At 70.4% G+C, this 18,705-nt stretch carries 18 protein-coding genes; 10 read left to right on the forward strand and 8 right to left on the reverse strand.

The features are described 5' to 3' along the window. The first annotated feature begins 137 nt into the window (after positions 1-137). Entirely contained in the window at positions 138-917 is a 780-nt protein-coding gene (locus ACBY01_RS08830) for a MipA/OmpV family protein (RefSeq protein ID WP_416460437.1), read from the forward strand. A gap of 37 nt (positions 918-954) precedes the next feature. On the opposite strand, the gene ACBY01_RS08835 is transcribed toward ACBY01_RS08830, so the two are convergent. Next, positions 955-2,160, reverse strand: a complete 1,206-nt coding sequence (locus ACBY01_RS08835; RefSeq protein ID WP_416460438.1) for an LL-diaminopimelate aminotransferase — start codon at positions 2,158-2,160, stop codon at positions 955-957. Between the two features lie 164 nt (positions 2,161-2,324). Between ACBY01_RS08835 and ACBY01_RS08840 the strand changes: the two genes are divergently transcribed. The 4 genes from ACBY01_RS08840 to murA all read left to right on the forward strand — a co-directional run bounded on the left by ACBY01_RS08840 (position 2,325) and on the right by murA (position 6,971). Next, positions 2,325-4,094, forward strand: a complete 1,770-nt coding sequence (locus tag ACBY01_RS08840; protein WP_416460439.1) for a PHA/PHB synthase family protein — start codon at positions 2,325-2,327, stop codon at positions 4,092-4,094. A gap of 212 nt (positions 4,095-4,306) precedes the next feature. Further along, a complete protein-coding gene (locus tag ACBY01_RS08845; RefSeq protein ID WP_416460440.1) occupies positions 4,307-4,978 on the forward strand; it encodes a phasin family protein in 672 nt (223 codons plus the stop codon). A 187-nt stretch (positions 4,979-5,165) separates the two neighbouring features. Then, positions 5,166-5,525, forward strand: a complete 360-nt coding sequence (gene clpS, locus ACBY01_RS08850; protein ID WP_416460493.1) for an ATP-dependent Clp protease adapter ClpS — start codon at positions 5,166-5,168, stop codon at positions 5,523-5,525. 162 nt (positions 5,526-5,687) lie between these two features. Next, a complete protein-coding gene (gene murA, locus ACBY01_RS08855; protein ID WP_416460441.1) occupies positions 5,688-6,971 on the forward strand; it encodes a UDP-N-acetylglucosamine 1-carboxyvinyltransferase in 1,284 nt (427 codons plus the stop codon). 145 nt (positions 6,972-7,116) lie between these two features. Here the strand turns inward: murA and ACBY01_RS08860 are convergent, their stop codons facing one another. From ACBY01_RS08860 to ACBY01_RS08875, 4 genes are all read right to left on the reverse strand, one after another. Next, a complete protein-coding gene (locus ACBY01_RS08860) occupies positions 7,117-8,037 on the reverse strand; it encodes a cation diffusion facilitator family transporter (RefSeq protein ID WP_416460442.1) in 921 nt (306 codons plus the stop codon). A 234-nt stretch (positions 8,038-8,271) separates the two neighbouring features. Then, on the reverse strand, positions 8,272-8,775 hold the full coding sequence (gene coaD / locus ACBY01_RS08865; protein WP_487247711.1) for a pantetheine-phosphate adenylyltransferase: 504 nt from the start codon (positions 8,773-8,775) through the stop codon (positions 8,272-8,274). 2 nt (positions 8,776-8,777) lie between these two features. After that, positions 8,778-9,683 carry a polyprenyl synthetase family protein gene (locus ACBY01_RS08870; RefSeq protein WP_416460444.1) on the reverse strand — a complete coding sequence of 302 codons (906 nt, stop codon included), beginning with the start codon at positions 9,681-9,683 and terminating at the stop codon, positions 8,778-8,780. A gap of 1 nt (position 9,684) precedes the next feature. Further along, positions 9,685-9,930 (reverse strand): exodeoxyribonuclease VII small subunit, encoded by a 246-nt coding sequence (locus ACBY01_RS08875; RefSeq protein ID WP_416460445.1) that lies wholly within the window; start codon positions 9,928-9,930, stop codon positions 9,685-9,687. A gap of 99 nt (positions 9,931-10,029) precedes the next feature. Here ACBY01_RS08875 and ACBY01_RS08880 point away from each other — a divergent pair, with 99 nt between their 5' ends. Next, positions 10,030-11,433, forward strand: coding sequence for an NAD-dependent succinate-semialdehyde dehydrogenase (locus ACBY01_RS08880; protein WP_416460446.1), 1,404 nt, complete (start codon positions 10,030-10,032; stop codon positions 11,431-11,433). A gap of 96 nt (positions 11,434-11,529) precedes the next feature. On the opposite strand, the gene ACBY01_RS08885 is transcribed toward ACBY01_RS08880, so the two are convergent. Genes ACBY01_RS08885 through ACBY01_RS08895 form a run of 3 tightly spaced genes read right to left on the reverse strand, consistent with a single transcriptional unit; the run spans position 11,530 to position 15,757 of the window. Continuing rightward, complete coding sequence (locus tag ACBY01_RS08885; RefSeq protein ID WP_416460447.1) at positions 11,530-12,906, reverse strand: efflux transporter outer membrane subunit; 1,377 nt, start codon at positions 12,904-12,906, stop codon at positions 11,530-11,532. Next, positions 12,903-14,078: an HlyD family secretion protein gene (locus ACBY01_RS08890; RefSeq protein WP_416460448.1), complete on the reverse strand. Its 1,176-nt coding sequence runs from the start codon at positions 14,076-14,078 to the stop codon at positions 12,903-12,905. Before ACBY01_RS08890 ends, ACBY01_RS08885 begins: the two co-directional genes overlap by 4 nt. Then, entirely contained in the window at positions 14,075-15,757 is a 1,683-nt protein-coding gene (locus ACBY01_RS08895) for an MFS transporter (protein ID WP_416460449.1), read from the reverse strand. The genes ACBY01_RS08890 and ACBY01_RS08895 overlap by 4 nt, the downstream gene beginning before the upstream one ends. Before the next feature lie 157 nt (positions 15,758-15,914). Here ACBY01_RS08895 and ACBY01_RS08900 point away from each other — a divergent pair, with 157 nt between their 5' ends. The 4 genes from ACBY01_RS08900 to ACBY01_RS08915 all read left to right on the forward strand — a co-directional run bounded on the left by ACBY01_RS08900 (position 15,915) and on the right by ACBY01_RS08915 (position 18,578). Continuing rightward, positions 15,915-16,367, forward strand: coding sequence for a phasin family protein (locus tag ACBY01_RS08900; protein WP_416460450.1), 453 nt, complete (start codon positions 15,915-15,917; stop codon positions 16,365-16,367). Between the two features lie 126 nt (positions 16,368-16,493). Continuing rightward, on the forward strand, positions 16,494-17,273 hold the full coding sequence (gene modA, locus ACBY01_RS08905) for a molybdate ABC transporter substrate-binding protein (RefSeq protein WP_416460451.1): 780 nt from the start codon (positions 16,494-16,496) through the stop codon (positions 17,271-17,273). Between the two features lie 2 nt (positions 17,274-17,275). Further along, positions 17,276-17,968 (forward strand): molybdate ABC transporter permease subunit, encoded by a 693-nt coding sequence (gene modB, locus ACBY01_RS08910; protein ID WP_416460452.1) that lies wholly within the window; start codon positions 17,276-17,278, stop codon positions 17,966-17,968. After that, positions 17,958-18,578 carry an ATP-binding cassette domain-containing protein gene (locus ACBY01_RS08915; protein WP_416460453.1) on the forward strand — a complete coding sequence of 207 codons (621 nt, stop codon included), beginning with the start codon at positions 17,958-17,960 and terminating at the stop codon, positions 18,576-18,578. The genes modB and ACBY01_RS08915 overlap by 11 nt, the downstream gene beginning before the upstream one ends. The last annotated feature ends 127 nt before the right edge of the window (positions 18,579-18,705 follow it).

Raw genomic sequence — 18,705 nt, forward strand, 5'->3', positions numbered from 1 at the left:
TTTGCAACGAAATTCTCCTGCGCGGCATAGGGATATGGTCACGGAGAAGGAGGGTGATGCGGCGCAGCATCACCGGTGTCGGCGGCGGCTTGCCGAAAGCATGCGCGGGTTGCCCGTCCGCATGCTATGCCGGCCGCATGATCGCACGCGGCCTGCTGCTCGCCACCGCCGTCACGGCGGCGCTCCCCGCCTTCGCGCAGGAGGGCGACGATACGCGGCGATGGCGGATCGGACTGGGGCCGCAGCTGGTGCCGAGCTACCCGGGCGCGGACCGGACGAGCGTTCGGCCGCTGATCGACATCGATCGGGTGCGCGGCGATGCGCCGTTCGCGTTCGAGGCACCCGACGAGAGCGCGGGCTTTCCGCTGCTGCGGGACGATCGCTTCTCGTTCGGCCCCGCGGTCGGCTTCGAAGGGCGGCGTCGAAGCCGGGACGCCGGCGGTGTGGGACGGGTCGGGCGCACCGTCGAGCTGGGCGGCTTCGTCCAGGTGCAGCCGATCGAGCCGCTGCGGCTGCGCGCCGAGCTTCGCCAGGGAATCGGCGGGCACGAGGGCCTCGTTGCCAACCTGGGTGCCGACTATCTGCTGCGCGATGCCGATCGCTGGCTGTTCTCGGCCGGCCCGCGGGTGACGCTGGCCAACCGCCGCTATCATCGCGCCTATTTCGGGGTGACGCCCGACGGCGCGGCGCGATCGGGGCTGCCGGTGTACGATGTCGACGGCGGCGTGCAGGCGGTGGGCGGCACCGTCGGCCTCCTGCGCCAGTTCTCCCCGCGCTGGGGCATGTTCGGCTATGCCAAGTACGATCGGCTGACCGGCGACGCCGCGCGGTCGCCGATCGTGCGCAGCTTCGGCGACCGCAATCAGCTCTCGGCCGGCATCGCGTTGACCTACAGTTTCACGACCGGGCGGCGCTGACCGGCGCGGTACCCGCGCGCGGCCAGCGCCGCCCGCTTCAGGCGACCCGGCCGGGGGTGTTGACGCCCATCGACTGGAGATAGCGCTTCACGTTGCGCGCCGCCTGGCGCAGCCGCTGCTCGTTCTCCACCATCGCGATGCGAACATAGCCTTCGCCGTTCTCGCCGTAGCCGACGCCCGGTGCCACCGCGACCTTGGCGTGGGTGAGCAACTGCTTGGAGAACTCCAGGCTGCCGAGATGCGCCAGCGCCGGCGGCAGCGGCGCCCAGGCGAACATTGACGCAGGCGGGGAGGGGATGTCCCAGCCGGCACGCGCGAAGCTCTCCACCATCACGTCGCGACGCTTGTGATACAGCTGGCGGTTGGTCTCGACGATGTCCTGCGGCCCGTTGAGTGCCGCACAGGCCGCCGCCTGGATCGGGGTGAACGCTCCATAATCGAGGTAGGACTTCACCCGCGTCATCGCCGCGATCAGCTGCTTGTTGCCGACCGCGAAGCCGATCCGCCAGCCCGCCATCGAATAGGTCTTCGACAGCGAGGTGAACTCGATCGCGACATCCTTGGCGCCCTTCACCTGCAGGATCGAGGGCGTCGGCTTGCCGTCGAAATAGAGCTCCGAATAGGCGAGGTCGGAGAGGATCCAGACCTGGTTCTCCTTCGCCCAGGCGACCAGCCGCTCGTAGAAGGCGAGGTCGACCGCCTCCGCCGTCGGGTTGGACGGATAGTTGACCACCAGGATGCTCGGGCGCGGAACGGTGAAGTTCATCGCCCGCTCGAGGCTCTCGAAATAGGCCTCGTCCGGCGTGGTCGGCACCGCGCGGATCGTCGCGCCGGCGATGATGAAGCCGAAGGTGTGGATCGGATAGCTGGGGTTGGGGGCGAGCACCACGTCGCCCGGCGCGGTGATCGCGGTGGCGAGGCTGGCGAGCCCCTCCTTCGACCCCATCGTCACCACGACTTCGGTGTCGGGGTCGATGTCGACGCCGAAGCGGCGGCCGTAGTAATTCGCCTGCGCGCGGCGCAGCCCGGGAATGCCCTTGGACGCCGAATAGCCGTGGGCGTCGGGCTTGCGCGCGACTTCGCACAGCTTGTCGATGACGTGCGGCGGCGGCGGCAGGTCGGGGTTGCCCATGCCCAGGTCGATGATGTCCTCACCGCCCGCGCGCGCCGCCGCTCGCATCGCGTTCACTTCGGCGATGACATAGGGCGGCAGGCGCTTGATGCGGTAGAATTCCTCGGACATCGGTCCCTCGTTGCTGGATGGAGCGTTCTTCTACGCGATTTCGCAGGCACACGGGAAACAAAGTTCGCGCCCAGGCGGCATCCGTCGCAAGAAAATCATCGCGACCGCGAACTGACGGCGGCGGCGGATCGCGCTATAGCCGGGGACCAACCGGAGAAAGAGCCATGGCCGACGACGCCGCCCCCAAGCCCCCGGAAACGCCGGCGATCCCCTCGCTGGCCGATCTCCAGCACTGGACCGCGGTGTTCGGCCGCGCGCAGCAGATGCTGATGGAGCACGGCTTCGCGATGCCCGCCACCCCGGCGGCCACGGACACGCCGGCCGCGCCGCTGCCCGGCTGGGCCGACCCGGTCGCGATCGCCCAGGCCGGCACCGAGTTCTGGAGCGACACGCTCAAGCTTTGGCAGCGCTTCCTAGATCCCGCGCACGCCGAACCCTATGTCGAGCCCGAGGCGCAGGCGCGCGACCGCCGGTTCAAGGCGCCGCAGTGGCACGAACAGCCGCTGTTCGACTTCATCCGCCAAAGCTACTTCCTTGCCGCCGACCATCTGATGAAGGGCGTCGAGACGATTGAGGGGGTGGACGAGCGCCAGAAGGAACGGCTGCGCTTCCTGGCGCGCGGCTTCGTCGATGCGATGAGCCCGACCAACTTCCCCGTCACGAACCCGCTGGTGATCGAGCGCATCGTCGAAACCCGCGGCGAGAACCTGCTGAAGGGTATGCAGAACCTGCTCGCCGACCTGTCGCGCGGGCAGATGACGCACAGCGACACCAGCGCGTTCGAGATCGGGCGCAACATCGCCACCACCCCCGGCAAGGTCATCAAGCGCACCGAACTCTACGAACTGATCCACTACGAACCGACGACGGAGAAGCTGCTCGCCACGCCGCTGCTGATCTTTCCGCCGTGGATCAACCGCTTCTACATCCTCGATCTGACCGCGGAGAAAAGCCTGATTCGCTGGGCCGTGGAGCAGGGGCTGTCGGTGTTCGTCGTCTCGTGGCGCTCGGCCGACGCGAGCATGAAGGACGTGCGCTGGGACGATTACGTTCTGCGCGGGCAGATCGATGCGATCGACACCGTGCGTGCCCTGCTCGACGTGCCGGCGGTGCACGCGGTCGGCTATTGCGTGGCGGGCACCACGCTCGCGGCGACGCTGGCGCTGCTCGCCGCGCGGGGCGAGGCGGAGAAGGTGGCGAGCGCGACCTTCTTCACCGCGCAGGTCGACTTCTCGCAGGCGGGCGAGCTGTCGCTGTTCGTCGACGACGACCAGCTGGAGCTGATCCGCTCGGTATCGGCCGAGGGGTTCCTCGACGGGCGGTTCATGGCTGCGACGTTCAACCTGCTGCGCGGGCGCGAACTGATCTGGAACTACGTCACCGCCAACTATCTGCTGGGCGAGGACGCGCCGCCGTTCGACCTGCTGCACTGGAATGCCGACGTCACCAACCTGCCGGCGGCATGGCACCTGAGCTACCTGACCGACCTCTACCGCGACAACCGGCTGGTCCAGCCCGGATCGATCACCATCGACGACACGCCGCTCGACCTGTCGGTGGTGAAGACCCCCGCCTATATCCAGGCGGGGCGCGAGGATCATATCGCGCCGGCCGAGAGCGTGTGGCGGATCACCCATCATTTCGCCGGCCCGCTGCGCTTCGTGCTGGCGGGCTCCGGCCACATCGCCGGGGTGGTGAACCCGCCTTCGGCGGGCAAATACCAATATTGGCTCAACGAAGCGCCGGGCGTGGCGACGCTCGCCGACTTCGTGGCGGGCGCGCGCGAAGTGAAGGGCAGCTGGTGGCCGGACTGGGTCGAATGGCTGCGCAGCATAGACGGCCGCGAGGTGGCAGCGGCCGGCGCGTGGGTTCCCGGCGAGGGCGATCTGCCGGCGCTGGGCGCGGCACCCGGCGAATATGTCCTGAAACGATGAAGGCTTAGGGCTAACCAACACCTATGCTGCACCGCACAATTACATTTGCGTTGCGGATCGAAGTCGCGTATTTGTTGCGCCGCAGCAGCATCCCGTAGGAGGCCGTTCACATGGCAGGCAAGGAACCCAAAGCACCGGCTGCGAAGCCCAGCGCTCGCAAGGCTCCGGTCCGTCGTACGAAGCCGGTCGTGTCCCCGCCGTCTGTTGCCGCCGTGGCCGAAAAGAAGCCCGTCCAGGTTCCCTTCGCGGCGCCCGCCGCGGAGCCTGTCGAACGGCTCGTGGCGCCGGTGGAAGCGCAGTTGGAAACCGTCGTCGACCAGACAGCCGACACCGCGGAGGCGATCGTAGAGACCGCCCGCGCGACCGTCGGGGAAACCAGCGGGGCCGCCGCACCGGCCGCTCCCGCGCCAGAGGAACCCACCATGATCCACACCAACGATGCCACCGCAACCGTCTCCAACGATGCCGCGGCGACCGCGCAGAACCTGTTCGGCGACATGAACGCCCGCACCAAGGCTGCCGTCGAGAAGAGCAGCAAGACGGTCGAGGAACTGACCGACCTCGCCAAGGGGAACGTCGAGGCGCTGGTCGAGGCCGGCCGCATCGCCGCCAAGGGCTTCGAGTCGATGGGCCAGGACGCCGCCGACTTCGGCCGCCGCAACTTCGAGAACGCCACCGCGACGATGAAGACGCTCGCCGCGGTGAAGTCGCCGACCGAGTTCTTCAAGCTGCAGTCGGACTTCTTCCGCAACTCGTTCGATTCGCTGGTCGCCGAGACCTCGAAGAACACCGAGGCGTTCCTCAAGCTGGCGAACGACGCCGCGCAGCCGCTGTCGAACCGCGTCGCGATCGCGACCGACAAGCTGAAGGCCGTCGCCGCCTGAACCGGGCACGCCACCCGCTCGCCGGAGCGGGAAGGGTAGAAGAAGGGCGTCCGCGGGTGCGGGCGCCCTTTCTCGTTTCGGACGCCTCCGGCTGCGTCGAACGACAGGCGGCGAGGGCGGGAAAAGCGTCGCAACGCCGTCCCCGGCCTTGCCCTCGCACCCGGCGATGCCATATTTGGCATTCGTGATGATCGATGCTTTCCCCCTCCGTCCCCGCCTCGCAGAGGGCGGCGAGCACGACGACGATTCCGGCTCACAGTCGGGCGTCGCCACCCGGACCCGCACGCGCACCAAGAAGCCGACGCCCTATCGCGTGCTGATGCTCAACGACGACTACACTCCGATGGAGTTCGTCGTGCTGGTGCTTCAGCGCTTCTTCCGCATGAACATGGAGGAGGCGACGCGGGTCATGCTCCATGTCCACCAGAAGGGCGTCGGGGTGTGCGGCACGTTCAGCTACGAAGTCGCCGAGACGAAGGTCGGGCAGGTGATGGACTTCGCCCGCCAGAACCAGCACCCGCTGCAGTGCACGCTCGAAAAGGCGTGATCGCGCGCTGACCTCTCTTGCTCCTGCTCAGGCAGGAGCCCAGGGTCCCGAGCACCGCGCCCGGTTGTTCTGCTTGGCCCTGGGTTCCCGCTTCCGCGGGAACACGGGTGGAGCCACAATCGGCCCGCTTGCGCAGGCGCTGCAACTAGCTAAAGCCGCGGCATGGACCGTATCCTCATCCGCGGCGGCAATCGCCTCAAGGGCCGCATCGCCATCTCGGGCGCGAAGAACGCCGCGCTGACCCTGCTCCCTTGCGCGCTGCTGACCGAGGAGCCGCTGACGCTGCGCAACCTGCCGCGGCTCGCCGACGTTGACAGCTTCGGTCACCTGCTGAACCAGTTCGGCGTCTCGACCACCATCGAAGGCGCGCATCCCAGCGACTTCGGCCGGGTGATGACGATGCGCGGCCAGCGGCTGACCTCGACCGTCGCGCCCTATGACATCGTCCGCAAGATGCGCGCGTCGATCCTCGTACTCGGCCCGCTGGTCGCCCGCGCGGGCGAGGCGACGGTGTCGCTGCCGGGCGGCTGCGCGATCGGCAATCGCCCGATCGACCTGCACTTGAAGGCGCTCGAGGCGCTGGGTGCGGAGATCGAACTGGCGGCGGGCTATGTGAAGGCGAGCGCGCCCAACGGGCGCCTGGCCGGCGGCCGCGTGACCTTCCCGATCGTGTCGGTCGGCGCGACCGAGAACGCGCTGATGGCGGCGGTGCTCGCCTCCGGCCCGTCGGTGATCGAGAATGCCGCGCGCGAGCCCGAGATCGTCGACCTGTGCCGCTGCCTGGTGGCGATGGGCGCGCACATCGACGGCATCGGCACCGAGCGACTGGAGATCGAAGGCGTCGATCGCCTGCACGGCGCCACCTATTCGGTAATGCCCGACCGCATCGAGGCAGGAAGCTATGCCTGCGCCGCGGCGATCACCGGTGGCGCGGTCGAGCTGGCGGGGATCGCCGCCGACGACATGCGCGCGACGATCGACGCGCTGGTCGAGGCGGGGGTGACCGTCGAGGAGCGCCGCAACGCGCTGTTCGTTGAGGCAACCGGGCCGATCGGCCCGCTGACGCTCTCGACCGCGCCCTTCCCGGGCTTCGCAACCGACATGCAGGCGCAGTTCATGGCGATGCTGACGAAGGCGGACGGTGCCAGCGTGCTGACTGAGACGATCTTCGAGAACCGCTACATGCACGTGCCCGAGCTGGCGCGGATGGGCGCCGACATCCAGGTGCGCGGCCGCGTCGCGGTGGTGCGCGGCGTCGACAAGCTGGTGGGCGCGCCGGTGATGGCGACCGACCTGCGCGCGTCGATGAGCCTGATCATCGCCGGCCTCGCCGCCGAGGGCGAGACCTCGGTCAGCCGCATCTATCACCTCGATCGCGGCTACGAGCGGCTGGAAGAGAAGCTTCAGGCGGTCGGCGCCGACATCGAGCGCGTCGGCGGGGAGTAGGGCGAGGGGGTGTTCCCCTTCGCACCGTCATCCTGACGGAAGTCAGGGTCCATTGCCCTACCGGCAGGGAGCGCAAGCGGAGCGTGTCTGGATGCTGACTTCCGTCAGCATGACGAGCAAGGGGGGGGGCGGCGTTACGTCCCCCTTACACCGTCCGCTCGCCCATGCCGCAGTCGGCGGCTCCGGACAGCTCGATCTGCAGCGTGGCGTGGCCGATGCCGAAGTCGTGGGTCAGCCGCTGCTGGGCGTTCGCCAGGAAAGCGTCGCCCGGATGGCCGTCCGGCATCACCAGATGCGCGGTGAGCGCGGTCTCGGTGGTGCTCATCGGCCAGATGTGGAGGTCGTGCAGTCGCGCGACGCCGGGCAGATCCTCCAGCATTGCCGCGACCTTGTCCGGATCGATCCCCGGCGGCACCGCCTGGAGCGCCAGCACCGTCGATTCGCGCAGCAATCCCCAGGTGCTCCACAGGATCACCGCCACCACCAGCAGGCTGACGGCCGGGTCGATCCACGGCGCGCCGCTCCACAGATAGAGCGCGCCGGCGATCACCACGCCGGCCGAAACCGCGGCGTCGGCGGCCATGTGGAGGAAGGCGCCGCGCACGTTGACGTCGCCCTTGCGCCCGCGGGCGAACAGCAGCGCGGTTCCCAGATTGACGACGATGCCGATGCCGGCGACCAGCATCACCGGCCCGCCCGCGATCGGCTGCGGATCGGACAGGCGGCGGAACGCCTCCAGCGCGATCGCGCCGACCGCCACCAGCAGCACCAGCGCGTTGAACAGCGCCGCGAGGATCGACGAGCCGCGCAGGCCATAGGTGAAGCGCTTCGAGGTCGGCCGCTTGGCCAGTTCCGCGCCGCCCCAGGCGATCAGCAGCCCCAGCACGTCGGAGAGATTGTGTCCCGCATCGGCGAGCAGCGCGACCGAGTTGGTCAGCAGCCCGGCGCCGCCTTCGATGCCCACGAACAGCAGATTCGCCGCCGTGCCGATCGCAAAGGCGCGGCCGAAGTCGGCCGGCGCGTGGCTGTGGCCGGCGTGGCCGTGGTGCGCGTGATCATGTGCCATCCGTGCCTGCGTAGCGGGCCCGGGGGAGGTGATGCTAGCACCTATGCATATCCCGCCACCCGTTCGTGCCGAGTAGAGGCCGAGCAGCGCCGGAGGCGTGGGTCGAGGGCTCGTATCGAGGTACGGTTTCGCGCGCCAACCCTCCCTCGATACGCCGTCTCGATACGCGCCTTACGGTGCTACTCGACGGCTACTCGGGATGAACGGGGGAGTGGCGGGGTCGCAAACGTCGGCTCAGGCGCTGCCCTTGCGACCGATGCGCTCCACGCGGGCGACGACATCGTTGCGCACCGCGGGGCTGACGAATTTGGCGATGTCGCCGCCGTAGAGCGCGATTTCCTTGACCAGCCGGCTGGCGATCGGCTGGAGCGAGACGTCGGCCATCAGGAACACCGTCTCGACCCGCGGATTGATCTGCTGGTTCATGCCGGCCATCTGATATTCGTATTCGAAGTCCGCGACGGCGCGCAGGCCGCGGACGATCACGCTGGCGCGCTCGCGCTCGGCGAAGTCCATCAGCAGCGAATCGAAGCTCACCACCGCGATGTCGCCGCCGATCTCGGCGACCTCGCGCTCGACCATCGCCAGGCGCTCGGGAAGCGAGAACATCGGCGACTTGGACGGATTGGTGGTGACGCCGATCACCAGCCGGTCGACCAGCTTGGCGCCGCGGCGGATGATGTCCATGTGCCCGCGCGTGACGGGATCGAAGGTGCCGGGATAGACGCCGATACGCATGCTCACCGGTCGCGCTCCAGCACGTAGCGGGCGATATCGCGCAGCAGGTCGGCCTCTGGCCCGAAGCCGTGGAGATGCGCCACCGCCTGGTCGATCAGCATCCGCGCCTGTTCGCGCGCGCGCTCCTGGCCGAGCAGCGAGACGAAGGTCTCCTTGCCGGCGTCGCCGTCCTTGCGCAGCGCCTTGCCGACCGCCGCTTCGTCGCCCTCAACGTCGAGCAGATCGTCGGCGATCTGGAAGGCGAGGCCCAGGTCGTGGGCGTAGCCGCGCAAGCCGGTGCGGCCCTCCACCGGCAGCCGCCCGAGGATCGCGCCGGCTTCCACCGCGCAGGCGATCAGCGCGCCGGTCTTGAGCGCCTGGAGCCGGGTGACGGTGGCGAGATCGAAGCGGGTGCCCTCCGCCTCCAGGTCCATCGCCTGGCCGCCCGCCATGCCAGCCGGGCCGGCGGCGCGGGCGAGGTCCGCGATCAGCTCGACGCGGACGTGCGGATCGGGGTGGGTGTCGGGATCGGCGAGCAGTTCGAACGCGAGCGCGTGGAGCGAATCGCCCGCCAGGATCGCGGTCGCCTCGTCGAACGCCTTGTGCACCGTCGGCTTGCCGCGACGCAGGTCGTCGTCGTCCATCGCCGGCAGGTCGTCGTGGATCAGGCTGTAGACGTGGATGCATTCGAGCGCGGTGGCGACGCGTGCCGCGGCGCTGCGGTCGACCGCGAACAGCTGTGCGGTGGCGAACACCAGCAGCGGCCGCAGCCGCTTGCCGCCGCCGATCGCGGCATGGCGCATCGCCTGATAGAGCGGCGCACGCGCGTCGTCGGGGACGGGCAGCAGCCAGTCGAACTGGCGGTCGATCTCCTCGCCCACCTCGCGCAGGGCGGCGTGGAGCGGCAGCGACGTTTCCACGCGCGTCACGTCAGCCTGCGGCAAAGTTCGTGGTGCCGGTCGGGCGGCCGTCGGCGCCGAGGCGGATCGCCTCGATCCGCTCCTGCGCCGCGTCGAGCCGGGCGGCGCAATGCTGACGCAGCTTGTCGCCCCGCTCGTAAAGCTGGATCGCCTTGTCGAGCTCCTCGTCGCCCGTCTCCAGGCGACCGACGATCTGCTCCAGCTCCTTGAGCGCCTGCTCGAAGCTGAGCGCGGCGACATCCTGTTCTTCTGCCATGCGCGAGCTATGCGGCAGGTGCGGCTGGCGCGCAACCGCCGGACCGATCGCGCGCCTCCCGCGTTGGACCGGCAAAGCGAAACCTCTGGGAAGTCCCGCATGTTCACCAGCATCAACCCCGCGACCGGCGAGACCGTCGCCACCTATCCCGAGCTGACCGACGCCGAGGTGGAGAAGAAGGTCGCCGCCGCCCACGCCGCTTTCCGGCAATGGCGCACGACCGACCTGGCGACGCGCACCGCGCTGCTCTCCGCCATCGCCGACCGGTTCGAGGCCGACAAGCAGCGGCTCGCCGAGATCGCGACCCGCGAGATGGGCAAGACGCTCAAGTCCGCGGTGGCCGAGGTCGAGAAATGCGTCGCGGGCTTCCGCTACTATGCCGAGCATGGCGCGAAGTTCCTCGATCCGGTCGAGGTGCCGATGGCGAAGGGCTCGGGCACCGCGCGCTGGCTGCCGACCGGCGTCGTGCTGGCGATCATGCCGTGGAACTTCCCCTATTGGCAGGTGGTCCGCTTCCTCGCGCCGTGCATCCTGGCGGGCAACGTCGGGCTCCTCAAGCACGCCTCGCTCACCCAGGGCTGCGCGCAGGCGATCGAGGAGATGGTGACGGCGGCGGGCGCGCCCGAGGGGGTATTCGCCAACCTCGCGATCCCATCGAGCCGGGTCGCGCCGCTGATCGACGACGCGCGCATCGTCGCCGTGACGCTGACCGGCAGCGAGGGTGCCGGGATCAAGGTCGCCGAGGCGGCGGGGCGCGCGCTCAAGAAGGTCGTGCTCGAACTCGGCGGGTCGGACCCGTTCATCGTCATGCCGTCGGCCGACCTGGACGCGGCGGCCAAGGCGGCGGTGACCGCGCGCATCCAGAACGCCGGCCAGTCGTGCATCTGCGGCAAGCGGATGATCGTCCACACCGACGTGTATGACGCGTTCCTCGACAAGTTCGTCGCGGGGATGAAGGCAGCCAAGGTCGCCGATCCGATGGCGGACGACACGGTGATGGGGCCGCTCTCCAGCGAGGACCAGCGCGACACCGTGCTCGATCAGGTCGCGACCGCGCAGGAGAAGGGCGCACGGCTGCTGTTCGGTGCGGAGAAGATCGATCGGCCGGGCGCCTGGATGACTCCGGGCGTGCTGGTCGACGTGCCGCTCGACGATCCGGTGGCGCAGGAGGAGCTGTTCGGCCCGGTGGCGATGGTGTTCCGCGCCGACGACCTCGACACGGCGATCCGCATCGCCAACGACGTGCCGTTCGGGCTCGGCTCCAGCGTCTGGACGACCGATCCGGCCGAGCGCGAACGCTTCGCGCGCGACATCGAGGCGGGGATGACCGCCGTCAACCAGATGCTCGCATCGGTGCCGGAGGCGCCGTTCGGCGGCGTCAAGCGCTCCGGCCACGGCCGCGAGCTCGGCCCCTGGGGACTGCACGAGTTCATGAACCTGAAGGCGGTGCTCGACGCGCCGGACGCGACGGCGAAGGACGCCGGCAGCGCCGCGGGCGATTGACTGGGTGCCGTGCCCCTGCGCAGGCAGGGGCCCAGAGCCAAGCAGCGTGGCGCTTGCGACCCTGGGCTCCTGCCTGCGCAGGAGCACGGGGAGCGGCTAGCGCGTCGGCGCACTCGTCCAGCCGCCGCCCATCGCCTGGTACACCGCGACCAGCGCGGTCAGCTGGTCGGTGCGCGCCTGGGCGAGCGTCAGCTGGGCGTTGAACAGGCTGCGCTGGGCGTCGAGCTGTTCGAGATAGGGGCTGTAGCCGGCGCGGTAGCGGTTGGTGGCGTGGCGCAGCGTCTCGGCCAGCGCGACGCGCTGCGCCTCCAGCCGGCGCTGCTGTTCGCCGAGCCGGTCCACTGCGGCGAGGGCATCCTCCACCTCGCGGAAGGCGACGAGGACGGTGCGCTGATAGGCGAAGGCCGCCTGGTCGCGCCGCGCCGCCGACGCCTCGACCCCGCCGCGCAGCCGCCCGCCCTGGAAGATCGGCGCGAGCACGCTGGCGCCGACCGACCAGATGCCGATCGGATTGGCGAGCGCGCTCGACAGTACCTCGCCGGTCGACGCGGCGAGGTTGAGCGAGGGCAGGAACGCGGCACGCGAGGCGGCGAGCGTCGCGTCGGAGGCGGCGAGCGTCCGCTCCGCCTGGGCGATGTCGGGACGGCGGCGCAGCAGCTCCGACGGCAGCGTCGCGGGGATCGCCGGCGCCTGCAGCTGCGCCAACGTCGCGCCGCGCTCGATCGCGCGCGGCGGCTCGCCGATCAGCACCGCCAGCGCGTCCTCCTGGCGCCTTGCAGCGAGTTCCAGCGCAGGCAGCGTCTGCGCCACGCCTTGATACTCCGCCTCGGCCTGGCGCAATTCGAGCTGGGAGGTGTAGCCCACCTCGGCACGGTCGCGGGCGATGCGCAGCGCCTCGCCGCGCGACGCGATCGTGTCGCGGACGATGGCGATGCGCGCGTCGAGCCCGCGCAGCGTGAGATAGCCCGAGGCGGTGGCGGCGGCGACGCTGAGGCGCGCGGCATCGGCAGCGGCGGCGCTCGCCTCCGCCGACAGCCGCGCCGCCGCGATCTGATCGGCGAGGCGGCCGAACAGGTCCACCTCGTAGGACGCCTGGAACACCGGTTGCGCCGAGGTGCCCTCCGCTGCCTGGCCGAAGGCGTTGACGCTGCGCGATTCGGTGACGCCGCCGCCGGCGCTGAGCGTGGGGAAGCGGACGGCGCGGGCGATCGTCTCCTGCGCGCGCGCCTCGCGCACTCGGGCTGCGGCGATCGCGACGTCGCTGTTGTGCGCCAGCGCCGCCTCGACCAGCCGGGTGAGCGCCGGATCGCCGAACCGTTCCCACCAGCGCGCGTCGAGCGTCGCGTCGGCCAGTAGCTGCGTCCGCCATGCCGCCGGCGGCGTGACCGCGGCGCCGGCGGGGGGCGGGGTGTCGGGGGCGGTACAGCCGGCGGCGAGTGCGAGCGCCGCCAGCGCGACCGGTGCGCGCGTCATCGGCCGGCCGCGGGGGCGGGGCCGCCGCGGGTGTCGACGCGTGCCTCGACCGACATGCCGGGCCGCAGCCGTGCGAACAGCGGGTCGTTGCGGTCGATCGCGATCCGCACCGGGATGCGCTGGGCGACCTTGACGAAGTTGCCGGTGGCGTTGTCCGACCGGATGACGGCGAACTCGTTGGCGGCGGCCGGCGCGATCCGCTCGACCCGGCCGCGCAGCTCGGCGCGATCGAGCGCGTCGACGCGGATTGTTGCGGGCTGGCCGGGTGCCATGCGGGCGGTCTGCGCTTCCTTGAAGTTGGCGGTGACCCACACGGTCGGCGGCACCAGGAACACCAGCTGGGTGCCGGCGGTGACGTACTGGCCCAGCCGCACGCCGACCTCGCCCAGCCGTCCGTCCTGCGGCGCGAGAATGACGGTGTTGGCGAGGTCGATTTCGGCCAGCTTGAGCGCGGCGCGCGCGCCTTCGACGCTGGCCTCCAATCCGCCGCGGCCGACGCCGACCGAGCGCAGCTGTTCCTGTGCGACGCTGCGCTGCGCCTCCGCTTGGTGCACCGCCGCCTCGGCCTGCCGCAGCGTCGCGAGCGTCTGGTCGCGCTCGCGCAACGACACCGATCCTTCGGCGACCAGCTCGGCGACGCGGCGCATGTCGGCCTGGGCGCGGGCGAGCTGGGCACGGGCGCTCTCTACCGCCGCCGCCTGGCCGCCGAGCGAGGCTTCGCTCGACCGCCGGCTCTGCGTCGCATTGGCGAGCGTCGCTTGCTGCGCGGCAAGCTGCGCGCGGGCCTGCTCGACCCGCTGGCGATAGATGCGGTCGTCGATCCGCGCGAGCACCTGGCCCTTCTTCACCACCTCGAAATCGCGGACCGCCACCTCGGTGACATAGCCGTTGACCTGCGGCGCGATGACCGTGGTCTGGCCGCGGACATTGGCGTTGTCGGTCTCCTGAATAGCGCTGGTGAAGGGCGGCAGCCCCCAGGCGTAGAGCGCGAGCAGCACCCCCGCGCCCAGCATCGCGACGAAGGCGATCGTCGCACGCAGGCTGCCGCGGGGCGGCGCCCAGCCGCGGGAAGGGGGAGTTGCGGGGTCGGCGGCGGCGGCGGTCGGCTCGGAAGCGACCTCGATCGGGTCCTGGAGGCGTTCGCGGGGGTCGGGGGATCGGGGGTCGGTCATGTCGCCTGTCGCATGCGTTGCACTGCTGCCATGTCCTCGGCAAGCGGGTTGATGCCGCGCGCCTTGAGGTAGAGCCAGCGGCTGCCCAGCCAGACGGTGAGCACCGCCGACAGGACCGCCACCAGCAGGAACACGTCGTTGTAGGCGAGGATGTTCGCCTCCCGCGTGACCTGCTGCGCGAGGAGGCCGGCGCCCTGCGCCTGCTGCCGCACCGGATCGCCGATCGCCTGTGCATAGGCGCCGCCGAGCTGACGGATGCGCGCCGCCACCTGCGGATCGGCGAGCGTCAGGCTTTGCATCAGCTGGGAGGCGTGGAACTTCTCGCGCACGATCTGGAAGCTGCCCAGGAATGCCGATCCGACCAGCCCGCCCATCGTCTGCGAGATGCCGAACACCGCCGAGAAGCTGATGATGTGGCTGGGGCCGCGGGCGAGCGCGCGGAACACGCCGATCATGATCATCGGTCCCAGGAAGAACAGTGCGGCGAAGGCGATCAGCGCCTGGCTGAGGTAGAGGTTGGCGGGGCGGGTGAGGTTGTCGGCGTGCGAATCCATCCACGCGCCGAGGCCGATCAGCGCGACCGAGATCACCACCGGCAGGATCAGCTCCTTCGGGTTCAGCGTCGCCAGACTCACACAGATGCCGGCGATCGAGGCGAGCACCACGACTAGGTTGAGCGTCACCAGCTGGTCGTTGCCCATTCCCACCACGCTCAGCAGTCCGACCGAGCCGAAGCTCTGCTCGGACAGCAGGATGCGCAGCGACGCGGCGACGATCGCGAAGCGGACGATGTTGCGGTTGCGCATCCAGCGGGTGTTGAGCAGCGGATTGGCGCGATGGTGCTCGATGAGGAGGGCGATGCCGATCAGAGGGATCGCGGCGGCGACGGCATAGCCCAGCCAGTGGGTCGACCACCATTGAATGCGCCCCTGCACCAGCACCGCGCACAGCAGCGCCATGCCCGGCGCGAACAGCCCGAAGGTGAGGAAGTCGATCCGCTCGAACGCCTGGATGCGCTCGCTGGGCGGCAGCCGCAGCAGCCCGACGCTGGCGAGCGCTGCGAGCGTCAGCCCCAACTCGAAGAAGAACAGGTTCTGGATGTGCCCGTCGGCGAGCAGCAGCGGCGAGATCACGCGGGCGAGCGGCAGCGCCACGCTCGACGATCCGAAGCCGATGATCATCCCCGACAGCCGCATCGACGCCGGCAGCGACTGCATGATGTACATGAAGGACAGGGTGGTGAGCGCGCTTCCGACCAGCCCGGCCGCGCCGCGCACGGCCAGCTGGGTGGCGAAGTCGTGGACGAACAGCTGGAAGAGGTTGAGGCACAGGAACGCGCTCAGGAACACGCGAGTGAAGCGCTGCAACCCGAACTGCTGGCGGAACTTGATCAGCAGCATGCCCATGCAGACGCTGGTCATCGCGTTGATCGCGGTCAGCCAGCCGCCCTCCACGGGCGTCAGCCCCAGCGAGCCCTGAATCTGCGGCAGGTTGGCGATCAGCAGCCCGTTGTTGAGCCCGCCGGTCAGCCCCAGCAGCGTGCCGACCGCGAAATAGCCGATGCGGCGCCCGAGCGGGTGCTCGGGCGTTGCAGGCGAGCCCGGCAGCAGCGGCCGCTCGTGCGGCTTGAATTCATATGCGGTGGAGACGGTGCGACTCCGGTGGGGAAAAGCTGGCAAGTTCAACTGTCTGCTCGCCTAGCCCTTTCCCACCGGAGAGGAAACCGGCGGTGCGCGATCCCGGGTGCGGGAACCTTGCGGTCGTTTACGCGTCGCAAGGTTAGCGCGGCAGATACCATCGATCGGGATGGACACCGCTATTTCGCAGGAGAGTGATATGGCCGAACAGACCCAGGAAAACGCACCCCGCGACCCCTCGACCAAGGCAGGCGCTTCGACTGGCGGCGACGGCCAGTCCGCCGCAGGCCCGTCCGGCGCAGGCCAGTCCGATACAGGCATGTTCGGCGCCGGCACGGCCGGCGCGACCGCCGGGATGACCGATGGAATGCGCGCCGCGACCGAGCGCATGCGCGCCGCCGGCGGGCAGATGGCCGATCAGGGCGGCGAGCTCGGTCTCAAGATGCTTGATCAGGCGGAGGCGAACACCCGCGAGGCGTTCCGGGTGATGCGCGAGGCCGCCAAGGCCAAGGACGTGAGCGAAGTGATGCGACTGCAGAGCGACTATCTGCGCGAGCAGGGCAACCGCTCGATGGCGCAGGCACGCGAGATCGGCGAGTTGATCGCCAGCTTCGGCCGCTCGACCATCGGCCAGATGACCGGACGGTCGTAACCGACCCGGCCAGAAGAGTGCGGGCGCCGCGGGGATGCTGACCCTGCGGCGCCCGTCCGCTCGCCCGCGGTGCGTGCAACCGTCTCCGTCTGCGGCTAGGAACCGGTGCGAACGACGGAGACCGCAATGTTGAGACGAAGCTTGTTGGCCGCGCTGGCGCTGGTGGGCCTCGCCGGGGTGACCGGCGCCGTGCCGGCCGCAGCGGAAGGCCGGCCGCCGCTGGTGCTCGCCGCCGCGAGCTTGCAGGAATCGATGAACGCCGCCGCCGATGCCTGGGCGAAGCACGGCCACCCGCGGCCGGTGCTGTCGTTCGCCGCCAGCTCGGCGCTCGCGCGTCAGGCCGCTTCGGGTGCGCCGGCGGACCTGTTCGTCTCGGCCGACCTCGACTGGATGGACGACGTGCAGCGGCGCGGGCTGGTGGTGCCGGGGACGCGCACCGAGCTGCTCGGCAACCGGCTGGTGCTGATCGCCCCCGCCGGCAGCAAGACCCGTGTGGCGGTGCGCCCCGGCGTCGACCTGCGGCGTGCGCTTGGGCCGAACGGCCGACTGGCGATGGCCAACCCCGATGCGGTGCCCGCGGGCAAATATGGCAAGGCCGCGCTCGAGAAGCTCGGCGGCTGGACGACGGTCGCGCCGCTGGTGGTGCGCGGCGAGAGCGTGCGTGCGGCGCTCGCGCTGGTCGAACGCGGCGCGGCGCCGCTCGGCATCGTCTACGCGACCGACGCGCGTGCCTCGGCCAAGGTGCGGATCGCCGGCGTCTTCCCGGCGGGCAGCCATCCCTCGATCGTCTATCCCGCGGCGCGACTGAAGAACGGCACCAGCACCGACGCCGAGCCGTTCCGCCGCTTCCTCAACAGCCGAGAGGGCAAGGCGATTTTCGCGCGCTTCGGCTTCACGACCCGCTGACGGTGCAGCTCTCGCCCGAGGAATGGACGGTCGTCTGGCTGTCGCTGCGCGTCGGCGGCGTCGCGGTGGCGGGAGCGCTGCCGGTCGCCTTCGCGCTCGCCTGGCTGCTCGCGCGCGGGCGGTTTCCGGGGCGCGTGCTGCTCGACGGGCTGGTCCATCTGCCGCTGGTGCTGCCGCCGGTGGTGACCGGCTGGCTGCTGCTGCTCGCCTTCGCGCCCGCGGGGCCGGTCGGCGAATGGATCGAGCGCTGGACCGGTTCCACCGTGCTGTTTCGCTGGACCGGTGCCGCGATCGCCGCCGGGGTGATGGCGCTGCCGCTGATGGTGCGCGCGATGCGGCTGTCGATCGAGGCGGTCGACCGCCGGCTGGAGTCCGCAGCGCGAACGCTGGGGGCAGGGCGCGCGCGGGTGTTCGCGACGATCACGCTGCCGCTGAGCCTGCCCGGCATCCTCGCCGGGGCGGTGCTGGGCTTCGCGCGGGCGCTGGGCGAGTTCGGCGCGACGATCACCTTCGTCTCCAACGTGCCCGGCGAGACGCAGACGCTGCCGCTGGCGATCTACGACGCGCTGCAGGTGCCGGGTCGCGAGGCGGCGGTGGTGCGGCTGGCGCTGGTTTCGGTCGCGCTGGCCCTGGGGGCGCTGGTGGTGTCGGAAGTGCTGACCCGGCGCTCGGGCCGGAGGCTGCATGTCCTTTGACGTCGACGTCGCGCTGCGTCGCGGCGAGCGCAGCTTTGCCTGCCGGATCGCGCCTGCGGCGGGGCTCACGGTGCTGTTCGGCCCCTCGGGCGCGGGCAAGACGACGGTGCTCAACATGGTCGCCGGGCTGGTGCGGCCGGACCGCGGGCATGTCCGTGTGCGCGACCGCACGCTGTTCGACGCCGCCGCCGGGGTCGATGTGGCGGTGGCGCGGCGCCAGGCCGGCTATGTCTTCCAGGGGCCGCGGCTGTTCCCGCACCTGCGCGTCGCCACCAACCTGCGTTATGGCGCGCGCCGTGCCGCGCGGGAAGGCGCGCTGATTGGCTACGACGAGGCGGTGGCGCTGCTCGAACTCGCGCCGCTGCTCAATCGCTGGCCACGCACGCTGTCGGGCGGCGAGGCGCGGCGCGTGGCGATCGGCCGGGCGCTGCTGTCGGGTGCGCGCTTCCTGCTGCTCGACGAGCCGATGTCGTCGCTCGACCGCGACCGGCGGGAAGAAGTGATGCGCACGATCGAGCGGCTGCGCGACGAACTCGGCCTGCCGATGCTGATGGTGACCCACGACCCCGCCGAGGTCGAGCGCCTCGCCGCCACGGTCGTCGCGATGTAAATTGATTGAGCGGTAGTTCCCCGGCGCAGGCCGGGGCCCAGGTGGGAAGGCCGCCGTGGTTACCCCATCTGGCATCACCGCAACTGGGCCCCGGCCTCCGCCGGGGCACGGCCGGTGTTTTGCTCAC

This window comes from Sphingomonas mangrovi, assembly GCF_047975845.1.
Classification (GTDB): Bacteria; Pseudomonadota; Alphaproteobacteria; order Sphingomonadales; family Sphingomonadaceae; genus Sphingomonas.

What these genes read in the sequence shown, in the direction of transcription:
- clpS (WP_416460493.1), top strand. Translation starts at nt 5,166, where the DNA reads ATGATCGATGCTTTCCCCCTCCGTCCCCGCCTCGCAGAGGGCGGCGAG.
- ACBY01_RS08915 (WP_416460453.1), top strand. Translation starts at nt 17,958, where the DNA reads ATGTCCTTTGACGTCGACGTCGCGCTGCGTCGCGGCGAGCGCAGCTTT.
- ACBY01_RS08900 (WP_416460450.1), top strand. Translation starts at nt 15,915, where the DNA reads ATGGCCGAACAGACCCAGGAAAACGCACCCCGCGACCCCTCGACCAAG.
- ACBY01_RS08885 (WP_416460447.1), bottom strand. Translation starts at nt 12,906, where the DNA reads ATGACGCGCGCACCGGTCGCGCTGGCGGCGCTCGCACTCGCCGCCGGC.
- modA (WP_416460451.1), top strand. Translation starts at nt 16,494, where the DNA reads ATGTTGAGACGAAGCTTGTTGGCCGCGCTGGCGCTGGTGGGCCTCGCC.
- ACBY01_RS08830 (WP_416460437.1), top strand. Translation starts at nt 138, where the DNA reads ATGATCGCACGCGGCCTGCTGCTCGCCACCGCCGTCACGGCGGCGCTC.
- ACBY01_RS08835 (WP_416460438.1), bottom strand. Translation starts at nt 2,160, where the DNA reads ATGTCCGAGGAATTCTACCGCATCAAGCGCCTGCCGCCCTATGTCATC.
- ACBY01_RS08860 (WP_416460442.1), bottom strand. Translation starts at nt 8,037, where the DNA reads ATGGCACATGATCACGCGCACCACGGCCACGCCGGCCACAGCCACGCG.
- ACBY01_RS08875 (WP_416460445.1), bottom strand. Translation starts at nt 9,930, where the DNA reads ATGGCAGAAGAACAGGATGTCGCCGCGCTCAGCTTCGAGCAGGCGCTC.
- ACBY01_RS08880 (WP_416460446.1), top strand. Translation starts at nt 10,030, where the DNA reads ATGTTCACCAGCATCAACCCCGCGACCGGCGAGACCGTCGCCACCTAT.
- coaD (WP_487247711.1), bottom strand. Translation starts at nt 8,775, where the DNA reads ATGCGTATCGGCGTCTATCCCGGCACCTTCGATCCCGTCACGCGCGGG.
- ACBY01_RS08840 (WP_416460439.1), top strand. Translation starts at nt 2,325, where the DNA reads ATGGCCGACGACGCCGCCCCCAAGCCCCCGGAAACGCCGGCGATCCCC.
- murA (WP_416460441.1), top strand. Translation starts at nt 5,688, where the DNA reads ATGGACCGTATCCTCATCCGCGGCGGCAATCGCCTCAAGGGCCGCATC.
- ACBY01_RS08890 (WP_416460448.1), bottom strand. Translation starts at nt 14,078, where the DNA reads ATGACCGACCCCCGATCCCCCGACCCCCGCGAACGCCTCCAGGACCCG.